Origin of the sequence: Notoacmeibacter marinus (genome assembly GCF_002238045.1) — a bacterium.
GTDB lineage: Bacteria > Pseudomonadota > Alphaproteobacteria > Rhizobiales > Rhizobiaceae > Notoacmeibacter > Notoacmeibacter marinus.
In genome coordinates this window covers 225,631-241,619 of record NZ_NBYO01000002.1, presented here as the reverse complement: position 1 = coordinate 241,619, position 15,989 = coordinate 225,631, and the positions used below count along the sequence as shown (strand labels likewise).

General features: G+C 60.1%; 15 protein-coding genes. 9 read left to right on the top strand and 6 right to left on the bottom strand.

Annotated features, from left to right (window positions below):
- Positions 1-159 precede the first annotated feature (159 nt).
- Positions 160-2,535, top strand: coding sequence for a putative bifunctional diguanylate cyclase/phosphodiesterase (locus tag B7H23_RS09335; protein ID WP_094077165.1), 2,376 nt, complete (start codon positions 160-162; stop codon positions 2,533-2,535).
- Between the two features lie 30 nt (positions 2,536-2,565).
- Here B7H23_RS09335 and B7H23_RS09330 read toward each other — a convergent pair whose 3' ends face one another.
- The gene (locus B7H23_RS09330; RefSeq protein WP_158215803.1) at positions 2,566-3,258 is read right to left on the bottom strand and encodes an exopolysaccharide biosynthesis protein; all 693 of its coding nucleotides are present in this window, start codon (positions 3,256-3,258) and stop codon (positions 2,566-2,568) included.
- 294 nt (positions 3,259-3,552) lie between these two features.
- On the opposite strand from B7H23_RS09330, the gene B7H23_RS09325 reads away from it, so the two are divergent.
- Positions 3,553-3,834 (top strand): hypothetical protein, encoded by a 282-nt coding sequence (locus B7H23_RS09325; RefSeq protein ID WP_139943666.1) that lies wholly within the window; start codon positions 3,553-3,555, stop codon positions 3,832-3,834.
- Here B7H23_RS09325 and B7H23_RS09320 read toward each other — a convergent pair.
- From B7H23_RS09320 to B7H23_RS09305, 4 genes are all read right to left on the bottom strand, one after another.
- The gene (locus B7H23_RS09320; RefSeq protein ID WP_094077162.1) at positions 3,824-5,869 is read right to left on the bottom strand and encodes a zinc metalloprotease; all 2,046 of its coding nucleotides are present in this window, start codon (positions 5,867-5,869) and stop codon (positions 3,824-3,826) included. The genes B7H23_RS09325 and B7H23_RS09320 overlap by 11 nt on opposite strands.
- Before the next feature lie 56 nt (positions 5,870-5,925).
- Positions 5,926-7,392, bottom strand: a complete 1,467-nt coding sequence (locus B7H23_RS09315; RefSeq protein WP_094077161.1) for an efflux RND transporter periplasmic adaptor subunit — start codon at positions 7,390-7,392, stop codon at positions 5,926-5,928.
- Positions 7,389-8,255: an efflux RND transporter periplasmic adaptor subunit gene (locus B7H23_RS09310; RefSeq protein WP_143534750.1), complete on the bottom strand. Its 867-nt coding sequence runs from the start codon at positions 8,253-8,255 to the stop codon at positions 7,389-7,391. Before B7H23_RS09310 ends, B7H23_RS09315 begins: the two co-directional genes overlap by 4 nt.
- 207 nt (positions 8,256-8,462) lie before the next feature.
- A complete protein-coding gene (locus B7H23_RS09305; protein ID WP_094077159.1) occupies positions 8,463-9,266 on the bottom strand; it encodes a TSUP family transporter in 804 nt (267 codons plus the stop codon).
- Positions 9,267-9,474: 208 nt separating this feature from the next.
- Here B7H23_RS09305 and B7H23_RS09300 point away from each other — a divergent pair, with 208 nt between their 5' ends.
- Complete coding sequence (locus B7H23_RS09300; protein ID WP_094077158.1) at positions 9,475-9,903, top strand: L,D-transpeptidase; 429 nt, start codon at positions 9,475-9,477, stop codon at positions 9,901-9,903.
- Positions 9,904-9,959: 56 nt separating this feature from the next.
- Here the strand turns inward: B7H23_RS09300 and B7H23_RS15890 are convergent, their stop codons facing one another.
- Complete coding sequence (locus B7H23_RS15890) at positions 9,960-10,886, bottom strand: helix-turn-helix domain-containing protein (RefSeq protein WP_158215802.1); 927 nt, start codon at positions 10,884-10,886, stop codon at positions 9,960-9,962.
- Between the two features lie 64 nt (positions 10,887-10,950).
- Between B7H23_RS15890 and pobA the strand changes: the two genes are divergently transcribed.
- The 6 genes from pobA to B7H23_RS09265 all read left to right on the top strand — a co-directional run bounded on the left by pobA (position 10,951) and on the right by B7H23_RS09265 (position 15,978).
- A complete protein-coding gene (gene pobA / locus B7H23_RS09290; RefSeq protein ID WP_094077696.1) occupies positions 10,951-12,165 on the top strand; it encodes a 4-hydroxybenzoate 3-monooxygenase in 1,215 nt (404 codons plus the stop codon).
- Positions 12,166-12,225: 60 nt separating this feature from the next.
- Entirely contained in the window at positions 12,226-13,023 is a 798-nt protein-coding gene (gene pcaD, locus B7H23_RS09285; RefSeq protein WP_094077157.1) for a 3-oxoadipate enol-lactonase, read from the top strand.
- Positions 13,020-13,451 (top strand): 4-carboxymuconolactone decarboxylase, encoded by a 432-nt coding sequence (gene pcaC / locus B7H23_RS09280; RefSeq protein WP_094077156.1) that lies wholly within the window; start codon positions 13,020-13,022, stop codon positions 13,449-13,451. The genes pcaD and pcaC overlap by 4 nt, the downstream gene beginning before the upstream one ends.
- Positions 13,451-14,197, top strand: a complete 747-nt coding sequence (gene pcaH, locus B7H23_RS09275; RefSeq protein ID WP_094077155.1) for a protocatechuate 3,4-dioxygenase subunit beta — start codon at positions 13,451-13,453, stop codon at positions 14,195-14,197. The genes pcaC and pcaH overlap by 1 nt, the downstream gene beginning before the upstream one ends.
- Complete coding sequence (gene pcaG, locus B7H23_RS09270; RefSeq protein WP_094077154.1) at positions 14,197-14,811, top strand: protocatechuate 3,4-dioxygenase subunit alpha; 615 nt, start codon at positions 14,197-14,199, stop codon at positions 14,809-14,811. The genes pcaH and pcaG overlap by 1 nt, the downstream gene beginning before the upstream one ends.
- Positions 14,812-14,877: 66 nt before the next feature.
- On the top strand, positions 14,878-15,978 hold the full coding sequence (locus B7H23_RS09265; RefSeq protein ID WP_094077153.1) for a 3-carboxy-cis,cis-muconate cycloisomerase: 1,101 nt from the start codon (positions 14,878-14,880) through the stop codon (positions 15,976-15,978).
- Positions 15,979-15,989 lie beyond the last annotated feature (11 nt).

Below are 15,989 nucleotides of genomic sequence, written 5' to 3'. Positions count from 1 at the left end.
CAAAGCGGAAAGGCGGGTCAATGCGCCCCGTCATGGCGTTAACCCCCCGCTAAGTCCAATGCCGTTTGATCCGGATCGCCCTTGAAACTTAACATCATAAGAGTTGGCTGCTGCTAAACTTGACGGCCTATGGAAATCTATCTGGGGTGGCAGTGATCGATGTTTGCGAAATTTACATCGCGCTTTCTATCCCTGCTGGTTTCCGATCCCACTGCGAATCTGACCGATAAAAAGACGCTCGAGCGGATCGATGCCGAGCGCAGGATTCGGGTCAGGGAAAACTATCAGTTCATAAAGGTTGCCGGCACCGTCAGCGCTGTCACGGTAACGGGCGTTGGCGTGTTTGCCGCTTCTTCGGACCGGATATGGCTATGGGCGCTCTGCTACCTGCTTTTTCTCTCGGCTGTCTTCACGGAGCGATTGCTGAGACATAAAATCGGCCGTTACCGGATGAATTCGTTCGAAGGGATCTCTACTCGCGGCACCGTCAGCCTGGTTGCCGCAAGTATAATATGGGCGGCGGTTCCGGCAATTTTCTTTCCTATCGCCGATGGCGAGCTTCTGCTGTTCGTTTGCGGCCTTGCGTGCGGTAATATGGCCTTTAACAGCCTGTTTTTGTACATGGCGCCACGCCATGCCGCTGCGCTGGTCCTCATCATGGCGGCCGGATGCCTGATTGGATTGATCGGACGGGGAAGCATGGCTGCAGTTGGCGTATCTGTGATGCTCCTGCTTTACGCTTACGGCATCATCGTCGCCATTCGGCAAATTTCGAACGCCTATTTCGAGGGCCTCGTCAAACGGTTCGAACTGGAACGGAGCCGGGAACTTTTTCGCATTCTGTTTCGGGATTTCGAAGACACGTCCAGCGACTGGATGTGGAGCGTGAACGAGCATGGCGAACTCAACCACATCTCACCACAATTCCTTGAGGATAGCAGGACGCGCGGCTATTCGCTGGAGCCGGCCGCGGTTTATCGGAGCTTGAAGGATCCAGCCATTTGCGAAAAGGAACGCGCTCATGGCCGAATGCCGAAAGCGCTTCTCAAGGCCTTGAAGAACCGGTTACCCTTTCGCGACATCGTCGTCGCGGTGGAACTCGACGGCGCGTGGCGATACTGGCGTGTCTCCGGGCGCCCGGTTCTCGATACCGATCATCGCTACATCGGAATGCGCGGCAGTTTCTCCGACATCACCGACACCTACCTTGCCGAACAGCATCTCCACTTCCTGGCCCTGCACGATCCGCTGACGGGACTGGCCAACAGAGCCAGTTTCGAGCGCGAAGTGGAAATGCTCATCGAAACAGTCTCGGAAGCCAACAGGGAATTCGCCCTGCTGACGATCGATATCGACAAGTTCAAGATGGTCAACGATACGCTCGGGCATCAGGCCGGCGATGAGGTGCTGAAGGAGATCGGCCGGCGCTTGCGCACAGCCAGTCCGGACGATGCGTGTATAGCGCGGTTTGGTGGTGATGAATTCTGCGTTCTGCTGCCGGCACCAACGGGCGAGGGCGAAAGCCGCGGCATCGCAATGGCCGAGGGTTTCATTTCGTCTCTAGACGAACCGCTGAGCCTCGGGCCCAATGTGCTTGAGGTAGACTGTTCTGTAGGACTGGCCGTCGCGCCACGTGACGGTGTCGACCGGCATACGATCCATCGCAATGCCGACCTTGCCTTATATCGTTCGAAAACCCTGGCGGGATCGTCTTATCGTATTTTTGCGCCGGAGATGGATGCGCTCGCTCAACGCGCCCAAGAGCTGGAATATGAACTTCGCACGGCTCTGAAGCGCAACGAGTTCGAATTGAACTATCAGCCGCTCGTCGACAGCCAAACCCGGAAGATCACCGGTTATGAAGCGCTTCTGCGATGGAACAATCTGAAATTCGGCCCTGTTTCTCCGGGCGAATTCGTTCCCATTGCTGAGCGGAGCGGCATGATTGCCGGCATCGGCGAATGGGTTCTCCATCAGGCTTGCATGGATGCCGCCGGATGGCCCAACGACATTCATATCGCCGTTAACCTGTCGCCGCATCAGCTGAACGGCTTCTCTCTACTTGCAGTTCTCCCGCGCGCTCTCGGCGAGAGCGGTCTGCTGGCCCGCCGTCTGGAACTGGAAATCACTGAAACCGCGCTGGAAGGTGACCCCGAACACATCATCGACATGCTGCATTCCATTCGCGAGATGGGCATATCGATCGCCCTGGACGATTTCGGAACAGGGTACTCATCGCTGTCGCACCTCGTCCGCTTTCCCTTCGACAAGCTGAAGATCGATCGCAGCTTCGTGTCCGAGGCCATGGTTTCCGCCGAAGCGATGACCATCGTTCGGGCCATCGTTTCCCTTGCGCATAATTTGAAGGTCAGAACCACGGCCGAAGGGGTCGAGACCGAGGAGCAGTTTGGCACGCTCGCCGAAATGGGTATCGATGAGATACAGGGTTACCTGATTGCCCGACCGCTGCCCGCCGACCGCCTGGATCACGCGCAGAACAGGTTCGATGCCGCCGGCTTCAATGCGACCGCTTAGTTCAGGAGCCAGAGTGCCATTCGCGCTACCTTACAAAGGCGGCGGGTCGTCCGGCATCGATTCGATCTGTTCGCTTACCCATTCCATCGCAAAGCCCGCGCCGGACAGAACGATACCGATGATGATCAGCGACACCAATCCGATCAGTGCGCCGATTGCCAGAACGATGCCATCCCGTTCGGACAAGCCCAGGGCAACGGTGAAGCAGGCGAGGGCGGGAAGCCAGTTGCCCAATGGGATCGGCACGACGACCGCGATTCCAAGGATGAGCAGAAGAAAGCCGATCATCCGCTCCGCTCCGGCGCGATTGGCTGGCCAGTAGCGGGGTTTGATGAAGCGCTCGCCCTTTTCGATGATCGGCACGATCCGCCCGATCAGAAAGCGCCAGGCCTTTGCCGGAAGGAACTGCTTCAGAATGAACCGGGGTAGCCAGACGCGATCCTGACGCATCACCATCTGCCAGGCGATGATGACGAGCGGTATACCAAGAAGGACACTGGTGCCGAACGGCAATGGCAGGAGATTGAATGAAGCGAAGACCATCAAGATGGTCGCGAAGGACCGGTCGCCGAGCGCATCGGCGATCCTGCGAATGCCGACGCTTCCATCGGTTTCGGGTTCGATCTGCCGAAGCACCTCGGAGAGGCGTCGATAGGGGGGCCTTTGGGGGGCGGGCAGATCCAATGCGAGCAATGCTCCGGGCAATTCGGGTTTAGCGGTCACGCAGATAGGCGGCCACGCCGTAATGGGCAAGCACTCATTGATAAGCGCTCAACACAACTCGTAACAGCGGCATGAAACGGGTCGATGTCGCTTGCATCAGGCAGAGGCGCCTTTACGCCTACTAACGAATGTCTCAATGGCCCAGGAACTGTGAAACGTGTTAGGCGTTCAGTCCCTGTCACGTTTTCTTCAAAAACGTTTCCCAAGCGCCCTTTGGCGGAAAGTCCCCCTATGTTCAAAAACAGGTCCGCTGATTCAGCATTTGTCCTTGTGCCCGCAGTTATGGCCATGCGAATGCCGCTGATGCTCGCCGAGCTTGCCTTGCCCGCCGACAAGCGCGCCGAGACGACCGGAGCCGTGACGGAAAAGCTCATAGCGGCGCAGGTGGGCGCCTGGGCCGGGGCTTTTGCCTATTTTACGCGCGCTGCGTGGCTTCCCTATGATTTGATGAGCGGCCAGTCCGCGGTGACGACCCTGTCGGATGCACAGAACCGGGCCACAAGGGCAGCGCTCGATCCGTCGGCTCGGCAGGTCAAGAAGAACTACCGACGACTGACACGAAGCGCTAAAAGTTAAACTCACGCAGTAGAACGCCGGCGGCATGGCGAAGGTAGCGGCTTATGGGCGCCCTCCGATCCGCCTCGGCGACCATCGTCCCGCGCAGTTCCATTCGCGGCGCTTCTCCCGAATCGTCCAGCCGGACGGCGATCGCGAACCGCGGCGTTATCGGCACATGGCCAGGATCGCCGACATCGTCGACGGGAATGGGACCGCCATAGACGCCGGACAAAAGGGGCAGATCCAGTGCCGCGCTCGGAGCCGTGGCGATGCCGATCATCTCACCTCTCCGGATAGGGCTTTCGGGATGATCCGGCACAAAGGCGGCTCTGCCACCAAGGCTAAGGCGTTCCAGCTCGGTTTCGGTGACATAGCCGATAAAAACGGGCGGTCCCTGCCGGACGATCGTGCCGAGCGGGGCGGATGAGGCGATCCAACGCCCTTCATGAAGTCCTTCGGAGACCCATGCCAGATCGGTTTCATGCGCCTGCCGACCGGCGCTGAGGATGCGCAGACCCATAGCCCGTTCGTTCAGATCGTTCAGCTCGGACCGGGCTGCGGCAACCTGCCGTGCAAAGATCTGTCGTTGGTGGCGCTCCTGCGTATCGGCGGCGATGCGGGCAAGGCGTAGTTCGCTCAGCCAGAGACGGGCGCGGGCGGCTTCATACTGATGGGCCAAATCCGGATCGGTCGCCCTGATCGATAGGAGTCGCTGGCCGCCGGTCCTTACGTCTTCGACACTCTCGATGAAGGCCGGTGAGGCCAGGTGCAGATCGGTAACCTGTGAGGCTCGCAGAACCGCCGGCGCGCGGACCGTGCCCTGCCAGGGCGCAAAGAGCGCCACGCCGAGCGACGTCAGGACAGCGGTCGTCGCAAACGTGTGGCGATTGAAACGGAAGCGGCCGCGTTGCTCATACCAGTGCTTCAGTTCGTCGAGGATTGGCTTGCCGACAAAAAGAGCCAGATGCGTCATGAAAAGAAGGATACCCAGTGCCTTCGCAACCGAATGGTAGACGAGAAGGGCGATGGCGAGAAAGAGAAAGAAGCGGTAGATCCACGTGGCGTAGGCATGAACGACGATGATCGAACGTTGACGCGGCGAAAGATGCTCCGGCGGTGGATCGGCGAAACCGAAGAGGCTTTTTCGCAACGTCCAGCGCGCCATTGCGAAGCCGCGCTGCTGCAGATTGTCGACGCCGATCAAGTCGGAGAAGAGATAATAGCCATCGAATCGCATGAGCGGATTGAGGTTGACCAGAAGGCTCATGGCCCAACTCAACGTGGCAAGGGTAAAGGCGACGGATCGCGCCGCTCCATCTGGCAACAACGCCCAAGCCAGTGTCGCATAGGTCGCAATGACAAGCTCGACCATCAGTCCGCCGGCGCCGATCATCATGCGTGAGCGACGCGGCAGACGCCAGGCGCCGGTGGTGTCGGTATAGAGGACAGGCGTCATCAGCATGAAGGCAAGGCCTATCCGAGGTACGGGTACGCCATAGCGCCGCGCCATGAAGGCGTGACCGCATTCATGCAGGATCTTCAGAACGATGAGGCTGGCGGCATAAAGCGACATGCCTTCCAGTGTTGCGAAATCTGAAAAGGTCCGCCGAAACCCGTCCCATTGGCGGCTCGTCAACCAGAGACCGAGCAGACCGGCGATCACAGTCAGTGCGACGAAGCTGCGGGAAAAGACCGGCGCGACATAGGGCCATGCGCGGTCCAGCAGGAGCTGCGGCCGCAACAGCGGAATGCGGGCAAAAAGTGAGGCGTGGAAGAGCTTCGAAAGGAGCGATCTTTTCGGCGTGTCGTGGGCGGCGAACAGCGAATGAACGTGGTCGGTCTCCAAGAGCTGATTGTCGCGGAGAAACGCGCGTAGTTCTTCGGGATCGCCTCTGGATGACCTACCGGAATCATCCGAAGGATGATGTCGGCTCGAAGCAGATGTGCCGCCAGCGCCCCAGTCGGCCAGCCATGGCACCAATCTGTCCGGCAGTTTGAAAAAGCAATTGCGGACGGGGTCTTCCAGAAGGATACCGGTGTCGGGTTTCCGCATTCGCCACAAACGCAGGTCCTGCCGAAGGGCGGGAGTAGGTTCCGCCTCCTTCACGGCTACCGGCCAAACCGCTGACGTAATGCGGCGATCGGGCGGCGGAACAGGTAATAGGCCAGGCTAACCCGATCGCCCATGATCTGCACCGTTCCGCGCATGCCGATGCGCAGCGCGTCGGTCTCGTTCAATTCGCCCGTCAGAATATAGGCGAGCCGATTGTCTGGCGTGACTTCCGCCCGATACCCCGCGCTCACGATCCGCCCGCCGACGGGGTCGAAGGGACGACCTTCCAGAAACAGCCGGAGCGGCTGACGGTTCGCCAGTAGACCGGCGTCACCGATCGGCAGTTCCGCGCGCAACCGCATGCTGTCCGGATCGGCAATCTCCATAATGCGTTCGCCTGTCGAGACCGGTTTGCCGATCCATTGATCCGGCCGAGCGAACAGGGCGACGCCTTCTTGCGCCGCACGAACCTGTGTACGCGAAAGCCTGCCCTCTGCCTGGCGGAACTCGGCTTCCGCGACCCGTCGCAGTGCGTCAGCCTCCGCCAGCTCACGCCGTGCAGCAGGATCGGAGAAAGCCGCCTGACGCAGGCGTTGCTCACGCGCCGCGGCGACAGCGAGCGCTTCGCGCGCAATAGCCTGGCGGCCCGCCAGTTCGGTGTCGTCATATGTGAAGAGAAGATCGTCCTTCGCCACCAGGCTGTTCGGCGCGACATTCACCGTGCGGATAATCCCGTCGATGGGTGCTGCGACGATGAAAGGATCGGCGGCAACGATTTCCGCTGGCGCAAGGGCCGATAGCGGCACGGGAATAACGCCGAGAAGGACAATGGCAATGAGACCGGACGTGGCAAGACGCGACAAGCGTATCGACGCGAAGACAGACGGGGTCTTGCCAAATAGCGACAGGGCATGCCCGCAAGCTCCGGCGATACGCTGGAGAATCGGATCGTGCGATCCGGGAGCGCGGTCGAACTCCAGCAGCAGGACACCTATCAACGATGCTTCACCTGCCTTTCCACGGCCTGATGGCCGCCGGTCTACCAGGGGAAGGAGCGCGACGAAAGGGCAGATCAATGACCGTGCCTGACAGTGTGCATCGTCGTCGGACCGGGCGGCCAGTAGCTCGTCCGCCGCCAGAACGGCGATTTCGGAAAGTGAGCGCGCCTGGCTGCAAACCGCACGTTCCAGTCGTTGCATGGGCAGTGAATCCCGATCCGGTCGGGTGACGTAGCTGGCGTGTTGCAGACGGAACTTATCGCTGCGTTCCCTGCCGAAGAGGAGGGCTCGTTGCAGGCCGGGCAGCAGCTTGGAATTCAGAGCTGTCGTGATGGTGATGCCAAGCTGATCGTCGGATTGGGCCTCTCGCAACAGACCCTCGAAGCGAAGAAGCTCGGCAAGGCGCGACGAAGGTAGCGGCCGGCCTTGTGGCAACGAAGCGGCGATCGCCGCTGGTGAGGCCTCGCCGCAGGAGGTCGTCTGGTCGTCAATGGCGAAATTGGATGACGGTGACGGGCGGTTCATTTAGCGACCGCACTAGTCGTTTCGACCGACATGTGTGCGGTACCGCTCATCCCGGCCAGGGTCCGACCCCTACCGCCTTCGATGCGTCCGATGATGCGGATGGTCTGGCTGACGGCGTCGACCTCGGCCGCAATCCGGGCAACGGACGCGGACAGGATCTCGCCGGTCTCGTCAACGCGGAACGAGAAAGGCTGGCCTATCTCGATCCAACGCAGCCAGTGACTGGGAGCGACAAATTCGATCTCGAGGGTCTGATCGTCGAGAATGCTGATCAGCGACTGATCGCTCCGCGGCAACTCCGATGGCGAGACATTCAGTGCGATCACGCGGCCGTCGAAGGGCGCGACGATCTCGCAGCTCTCCAAGCGCGCTGCCAGGGCGGCGGCGTTCGCACGGCTTTTGGCAAGACCGGCCTTGGCAATGTCGACTTCGCCTTTCCCCGCCGCGCCGTAGCGGCTCAACTCCGATTTCTGTGCCAGTTCCAGTTGGGCGGCATGCGACGACGCTTGAGCGGCGGTCCATTCGGCGCGATAGCGCTGGCAGGCGAAGCGAATGAGAATGTCACCCTTTCGAAAAGCCTGCCCGTCGCGATAGGGCGCTTCCGTGACAGGCGCCATTAGATCAGTGCCGATATCCAGTCGGTTCGCCGCGCTGACTAGACCTCGGGCCTCCACGTTAGAAAATGGGTCGCTTCCCACGCCCTGCGCATGGACTACCCCGCCAAGGACCGAAACGGTCAACGTAGCGATCAAGATTCGCACCGAGAAAATGAGATTTGCCGCAAGCATATGTGGTCCCCACGAATCACAATGCAATTTAAGCGTGCAAATAGGAAATTTTTCAACCCAAAACGCAAAAGCCACGTTTCGCCGTTTGATCGGGTGAAACGTGGCCTTGCCATTCTACGCTGGCGCTTCGCCGACAAACTCTGCGAAGATACCGGGCTCCGGTACGCATTACCTGATCCGGAGCGCCGAAGCGGCTGTCCGCTTCGTTTTCCTTTGTAGCCCTTCTTCGTTACTGCCGAGTTATCGGGCCCTTATCAAAGGGTAAAATCCGTCCCTCAACTTTCAGGCAAGAAGACGTTGCAAGAGAGCGTTCAGAGGATGATCGGCCTGCGAGAAAAGACGTGCGGCCGTCGCCAGACAGATGACGATAAGCAGCGGCCGGATGATCCAAGTCCCGCCCTTGATGGCGAGCGCCGCGCCGCACCGTGCGCCGAGAAATTGCGTCACGCCCATCGCGATACCAATCCGCCAGTCAACGGCGCCAAGCGCCAAGAAGGCGGCGAAGCCTCCAATATTGGAGGCGAAATTCATCAGCTTGGTGTGGGCGGTGGCGCGAAGCAGACTCTGGCCGCGCAGGGTGGTGAAGGCCAGAACGAAAAACGAGCCGGTTCCGGGGCCGAACAGCCCATCGTAGAAACCCACAGCTGGAACCGCGCTCAGACCAAAGGCGGCTCGGCCCAAGCGAGGCGTTTCGACTTCCGTTTGCGGCGGGCTTCTCCAGAATGCGAACCATATGGCGACCGCGATCAGAAAGAAGGGCAGAAGGGCCGCCAGAATGTTCTGCGACAACAGGCCAGCAAGACCGGCTCCGATGGCCGCGGCCATCCCGGACACGATAGCGTACGGCCACCAAAGACCCCAGTCGAGATGCCGAGCCCGCGCATAATGCAAACAGGCCGACCCCGACCCGAACATGGATTGAAGCTTGTTCGTGCCGAGCGCTGTCAACGGCGGCAGCCCCGCCAGAAGGAGCGCCGGTATGGTGAGAAGGCCACCGCCGCCGGCAATGGCGTCGATGAGACCGGCGGCGAAAGCAACGCCCAGCAGGATGAGAAGGATCAGATCAGCTTCAGGCAAAACACCCATCCTTGGCCTTGTTCCGCGAAAGATTGATCTGACGTGGACGATTCTATTAAGGGATTGATCGGAAAGTTTTTTTCAAAAATTTGCTCGGGACGGCGTCGCGGATGTCAGGGCGAACCGAAGCGTTTGGGGCAATTTTGTGATGAAACCTTGACGTGTTTCTGTCACTTTGGGTCGGGTAAGGGATGTATTATGTGAGTTTGAGGGTTCCATGAAGTCAGTACTCGTCGCATTTCTCACAATGCTCATCGTCTCGATCGGTCCGATCTCCGCTTCCGCAGCCAAGCTCGTTGCCAAGATCGATGTTTCCCAGCAGCGTATGACTGTCCTGAAGAATGGTAGAGTTCTGGGGCGTTGGCGCGTATCCACCGCCCGTCGAGGCTACTACACGCCTCGCGGCACCTATTCGGCCAAGCGGATGCACCGTCAGTGGTACAGCCGCAAATACGATATGTCGCCGATGCCGCATTCGATTTTCTTCCACGGCGGATACGCCATTCACGGCACGGGTGCGGTCCGCTCGCTCGGCCGACCGGCATCTCATGGTTGCATTCGCCTTCATCCGAGCCATGCGGCGAAGCTCTACAACTGGACCCGTCAGGTGGGCATGCGCAATATGCGCGTGGTGATTACGAACTGATCGTCACGTCGAGCCTCTGGACATAAGCGGCCCGACGCGCTCCGGTGACTCTGATGTCAGACCCTTTTGTCCGCAGCGACTGCCGGCGAACTGCCCTTTAGTCGTCGGCGCAGTTCTGTGGGTGAAAGGCCTGTCTTCCGCTGGATGACGCGAGTGAAATAGGCGGGATCGGCAAAGCCAAGATTTTCCGCAATCTGTTGGACGGGGCGGTTCGTGTAAGCAAGGTGTCGCCGCGCTTCCACCAGGAGTCGGGCGCTGACGATCATGCGTGGCGTACTCCTTGTCCCAGCGCGGACGACCCGCCCGAGATGGGTTGCGCTGACGCCCAGGGTCGATGCGTAGCGGGCAATCGGCCAATGATTGCGGAAGTGCTCTTCGACCAGGGCGGTGAAGCGCCTCACCAGCCTGGTGTTTGCGTTGGGTGGCGGTGCGTCGTCGTGCATGCCGACCCCGGCCGGCGTCATGCGCGCAATATTTAATGCCAGCAAAGCGGACATATGGCGCAGAATGGCGGAGCGGAGCGCCGATGATCCTTCGCCATATTCCTGTTGAACCGTCTCAACGCATTGCCAGATCGACGGACTTGCGAAAAGCGTTTTTGGCGAAGCGATGGCCGCGAGTGCCTGGCGCGGCAGACGGGCTTCGTCCAGCACCTCTCGCGGGACCGTGATGACGGAGCCGACGGACCGCTCGTCGAACGCGATGGCATGGACACAGCCCGGCGGAACGTTCAGCACCATATCGTCCGCCAGATTGTAACGTCCGCCATCCAGCGTCACCGTTCCGCCGCCCGTTCGCAAGATGAAGAACTGGTGCAAATTCGGATGGCTGTGTGGCGCTATATGTCCGTAGAAACGGGCCCGCCATGGGGTCTTCTCATAATGTAAAATATCCGGAAAACCGAGGGTTTCACCATAGAGGCCGTAGGGAGGAACAATAGGCGGTTCGGTCTCGGTATCCATGTTGGAAAAGTACAACTTCAAGTGCGACCCGTCCATTCTCCAAATTCGGAAGGGCGCTAATCTTGAAGTTGTGGAGGACGGACCATTGAACGTCGATGTCGCGATTATTGGCGGCGGGCCGGCTGGCTTGCTGCTTGCCCGACTGCTCAGCCAGGCTGGTGCGAGCGTCATCGTGCTGGAGCGTCAGAGCCGTGACTACGTGCTGTCGCGCATCCGCGCTGGTGTGTTGGAATGGGGCGCGGTCGAAACCCTTCGGCAGGCGGGTGTCGGTGAGCGGATGGACCGCGAAGGCTATGTCCATGAGGGGGTCTCTCTGGCGGCCGCGAATGCCGCCTTCCGCGTCGATTTTATGAAAGCCTGCGGGCAGCCTGTCATGGTCTATGGGCAGACCGAAGTGACGCGTGACCTCTACGAAGCCCTGGACCGGTCCGACGGCGTTGTCGTGGTGCAACAAGCCGAAGATGTGCAGCCACACGATATCGAAACCGAAAGACCGTTCGTCACCTATCGCAAGGATGGGATTGAGCACCGGATCGACTGCCAGTTCGTGGCCGGATGCGACGGTTTCCACGGCGTCTGTCGGCAAACCATCCCCAAGGCCATGCGCACCGAATATGAGCGTGTCTATCCCTTTGGCTGGCTGGGCGTCCTGTCGCGAACGGAACCGGTCAGTGACGAACTCATCTATGCCCAGCATGAGCGCGGCTTCGCGCTGGCTTCGATGCGTAACGCCAATCTTTCCCGCTATTACATTCAGGTCCCTGCCGATCAGAAGGCCGAAAGCTGGTCCGACAACGAATTCTGGGACGAATTGCGTCGCCGGCTGCCAGACGAAGCCGCCGAGACGCTTGAAACCGGGCCGTCTGTCGAAAAGTCCATCGCGCCGCTCCGGTCCTTCGTTTCGGAGCCGATGCGCTATGGCCGGCTTTTCCTGGCCGGTGACGCCAGCCATATCGTTCCGCCGACCGGGGCGAAGGGTCTCAATCTGGCGGTGTCCGATGTGCGTTATCTGGCCGAGGGCCTCGTCAGCGCACTGAAGGACGATGATGAGCGCGGCATCGACATATACTCCGCGCGGGCGCTCGACCGTGTCTGGCGAGCCATTCACTTTTCATGGTGGATGACTTCCATGATGCACCGCTTTCCGGACCAGACGCCCTTCGACAGGCGGCTTCAGGAAGTGGAACTACGGCGTATCCGTGACTCACCGGCGGCGCAGACCCTTATGGCAGAGATTTACACGGGGTTGCCTTACGATGGGAACTTCGAGCACCTCGACCGATCAGTTGCGAGCGCTTGACGAGGGCATTGCAACTGCCACGTGATAATGGCGGTCATAGCGAAGAACGGGAGCGATGACATGCAATCGGCTGCGATCAACGGCATGACGCTCCATTACGATGTAGAGGGCAGCGCATCCAACCCCACGATCGTTTTTTCCAACTCGCTCGGCACCGATTTTCGCATCTGGAACGCGGTCATAGACCTTCTGTCGGACAGGTACCGCCTCGTTCTCTACGACAAACGCGGCCACGGGCTTTCGAGCCTGCCTGATAGTTCCCTGACCATGGACGATCATATCGACGATCTCATCGGACTGATCGAACATCTGGATTGCGGCCAAGCAGTTCTGTGCGGGCTATCGGTCGGCGGGCAGATCGCGCAGGGTGTCTACGGCAAACGGCCCGATCTTGTCGACGGGCTGATCCTGATGGATACCGCGCACAAGATCGGCTCGACCGATATGTGGAACGACCGGATCGCAGGGGTGCGTGGTGACGGTATCGCTTCCATATCCAACAGCATTCTGGAACGCTGGTTCACGGACGACTTCCGCGCGAACGATCCGAATTTCCCGCTCTATCGTGCCATGCTGGAGCGGACGCCTGTCGCTGGTTACGCCGGTACATGCGAAGCACTGCGCGATAGTGATTTCACCGCAACCGCGCGATCGATCAAAGTGCCCACGCTTCTGCTCGTCGGTGAACGGGACGGCTCCACGCCGCCCGATCTGGTGCGCTCCACAGCCGATCTGATCGAAGGCAGCCGGTTCGAGATCATCGCCAATGCCGGCCATCTGCCGAACATCGAACAGCCTGACGCGGTGGTGCGCCATATTCGCTCCTTTCTGAAAACGGTGGAGAACGAGGCCCCATGACCGTTTCCAACCGCCAGCCGGACACGCCGCCTGCCAAACGGCAGGAGGAAGGCATGGCAACCCGGCGCAGCGTTCTGGGCGACGATCATGTCGACCGCGCCGAACAGTCTCGGACGGGTTTCGACGCGCCCTTCCAGGACATGATCGTCGACTCCGCCTGGAGCCGCGTCTGGTCGTCCGATGCGATCACCAAGCGCGAACGGTCCATGCTGACACTGGCTCTTCTGGCCGCAGGCGGCCACTGGGACGAATTCGAGATGCATCTGAAGGCGACGGCCAACACTGGAGCGCAGCCGGAGGACGTTCGCGAAGTGCTGCTGCATGTCGCAATTTATGCCGGTGTTCCTGCCGCCAATCACGGTTTCAAACTGGCGAAGGCGCATTATCGGTCGATCGGGGTCGATCTGGGCGAATGGGAGACGGTGTGATGGCCGCGGACGACAGCAGACCGGAGAGCGGAGCCTTTTTCGCGCGCGACAGTACCGTTCATCCGCCCGCTCTGACGCCCTCCTACAAGACGTCGGTCGCCCGTTCGCCGAAACACGCCAAACTATCGCTCGGCACGACGCTGTCGGAGATGACGGGACCGGTCTTCGGCCACGACCTTCTCGGCGATCTCGACAATGATCTGATCCTCAATTTCGCCGCACCCGGCGAAAGCGCAATCGGCCCGCGCATCGTCGTGCATGGCCGTTTGCTGGACGAAAGGCGCCGGCCTGTTCCCGGCGCGCTGATCGAGGTCTGGCAGGCCAATGCCGGCGGTCGATACCGACACAGGAAGGAATCCTATCTTGCGCCACTCGATCCCAATTTCGGCGGTTGCGGGCGCGTCATCACCGACGATGAGGGCCATTACTGTTTCCGGACCATACAGCCAGGCCCTTATCCTTGGCCGAATGGGCCGAATGAATGGCGGCCGGCGCATATTCACTTCTCGATCTTCGGCCACGGCTTTGCGCAAAGGCTGATCACGCAGATGTATTTCGAGGGCGACCCGCTCATTCCGCGCTGTCCGATCGTCCGAACCATTCCCGACGAAGCGGCGATCAGGCGGCTGATCGCGCCGCTCGACATGAACCATACGATTCCGATGGATGCCCGCGCCTACAAATTCGATATCGTTCTTCGTGGACGCCGTTCGACCCTGTTCGAAAACCGGCTGGAGGGAAACTGATGGTGCAACGGCTCGATGATCTGAAGGAAACGTCGTCGCAAACCGCTGGTCCCTATGTCCATATTGGTCTGACGCCGAATTTCGCCGGTATATCGGGTGTTTACGCTGAAGACCTTGGGAAGAGAGTCATCGAGGACGGGGTGAAGGGCGAGCGGATCGTCGTCTCCGGAAAGGTTATGGACGGCACCGGCACGCCATTGAAGGACGCTTTGATCGAAATCTGGCAAGCCGATGCCGATGGGCTCTACAATTCGCCCAGCGAGACACGCGGCAGGGCCGATCCGAAATGTAGCGGTTGGGGCCGCATTCCCGTCGATATGGCGGATGGTTCCTTTTCCTTCGAGACGATCAAACCGGGCCGCGTTCCGCATCCGACCGGTAAGGATCAGGCACCGCACATCACCTTCTGGATCGTGGCGCGGGGGATCAATATCGGTCTGCAGACGCGTATGTATTTTTCGGATGAGGAGGCGGCCAACAAGGAGGACCCGATTCTCAGCCGGATCGAACACCAGAACCGCGTACCGACACTGATTGCGGAGCAGGATAGGGCGGGCTATCGCTTCGACATCCGCATTCAGGGCCACAAGGAAACGATCTTCTTCGATATCTGACGGATTTCGAAAAGTTGTAGTGGCTCCGAGACGCGCGCGTCGTCCTGTTTTTGAAAGAGACCTTCAATGGATATTGAGACAGGCCCGCTCTTTGATGGAATCGGTGGGACGGTTCAGTCCTCGGCGCTCTTCGCCGATCTGCTTGGCGACGGAGAACTGCAGGCGCTGCTATGCGATATCGCCATTCTTGCCCATTACCGTCAATTCGAAACCGCTCTGGTGGAGGCCAAGCGCGATCTCGGTATGACCGCGGAAAAAGAGGCAAGCGAGGCGCTCAGCCATCTTGCCAGTTTCGTCCCTGATACCGAGCTTCTCGCGCGACAGACGGGGCGGGATGGCGTTCCGATCCCCGGCTATATCGAGCGATTGAAGCAGGGACTGAACGGGGAAGCAGCCGATGCCGTTCATTCAGGCGCGACGAGCCAGGACGTCATGGATACGGCACTGATTCTCTGCTTGCGCGATGTGAACGCGGTTTTAGAAACCCGGCTTCAGAACCTGCTCGGCCAGTTCGATCGTCTGGCGGCCCGTTTCGGCGATCGCACGATCATGGGGCGAACCCGAATGCAGGCGGCGCTGCCGATTTCCGTCTCTCATCGCATCGGCAACTGGCGGCGTCCATTGCAGGCTCTCCTGGACGACTGGCCGCACATGTCATCGCAGATCGAATGGCTGCAACTGGGCGGGCCTGTTGGCGACAGGCGGGGATTTGAAGGCCGGACTGACGGCGTCGCCGAGAAGATGGCGGAACGGCTGGGCCTGATCGATCCGGGCCATGCCTGGCATACCGATCGGCGGCCCATCATGGCGCAGGGGGAGGTACTCAGCCGCCTGTCCAGCGCCCTCGGTAAGTTCGGGCAGGACGTGGCGCTGATGGCGCAGAACGGCATCGACGAGATCAAACTGCGTGGTACTGGCGGCTCATCGGCCATGCCGCACAAATCGAACCCGGTCGCAGCCGAAGTGCTGGTTTCGCTGGCCCGCTACAACACCGCGCAATTGGGCCTGCTGCACACGTCGCAAATCCACGAGCAGGAACGCAGCGGCGCAGCCTGGACGCTGGAATGGATGGTATTGCCGACCATGTGCCTGGCAAGCGGCCGCGCCCTTCTGCTTGCGGCGCGGCTGCTCGGTCAGATCGAAATGATGGGAAATCTAGCAAAGTGAGAAAAGGAAAG

Excerpts from the sequence above, each read along its gene's own strand:
- B7H23_RS09335 (WP_094077165.1), top strand. The coding sequence starts at position 160 with ATGTTTGCGAAATTTACATCGCGCTTTCTATCCCTGCTGGTTTCCGAT.
- B7H23_RS09325 (WP_139943666.1), top strand. The coding sequence starts at position 3,553 with ATGCCGCTGATGCTCGCCGAGCTTGCCTTGCCCGCCGACAAGCGCGCC.
- B7H23_RS09320 (WP_094077162.1), bottom strand. The coding sequence starts at position 5,869 with ATGCGGAAACCCGACACCGGTATCCTTCTGGAAGACCCCGTCCGCAAT.
- B7H23_RS09315 (WP_094077161.1), bottom strand. The coding sequence starts at position 7,392 with ATGAACCGCCCGTCACCGTCATCCAATTTCGCCATTGACGACCAGACG.
- B7H23_RS09305 (WP_094077159.1), bottom strand. The coding sequence starts at position 9,266 with ATGGGTGTTTTGCCTGAAGCTGATCTGATCCTTCTCATCCTGCTGGGC.
- B7H23_RS09300 (WP_094077158.1), top strand. The coding sequence starts at position 9,475 with ATGAAGTCAGTACTCGTCGCATTTCTCACAATGCTCATCGTCTCGATC.
- pcaD (WP_094077157.1), top strand. The coding sequence starts at position 12,226 with ATGCAATCGGCTGCGATCAACGGCATGACGCTCCATTACGATGTAGAG.
- pcaC (WP_094077156.1), top strand. The coding sequence starts at position 13,020 with ATGACCGTTTCCAACCGCCAGCCGGACACGCCGCCTGCCAAACGGCAG.
- pcaH (WP_094077155.1), top strand. The coding sequence starts at position 13,451 with ATGGCCGCGGACGACAGCAGACCGGAGAGCGGAGCCTTTTTCGCGCGC.
- pcaG (WP_094077154.1), top strand. The coding sequence starts at position 14,197 with ATGGTGCAACGGCTCGATGATCTGAAGGAAACGTCGTCGCAAACCGCT.
- B7H23_RS09265 (WP_094077153.1), top strand. The coding sequence starts at position 14,878 with ATGGATATTGAGACAGGCCCGCTCTTTGATGGAATCGGTGGGACGGTT.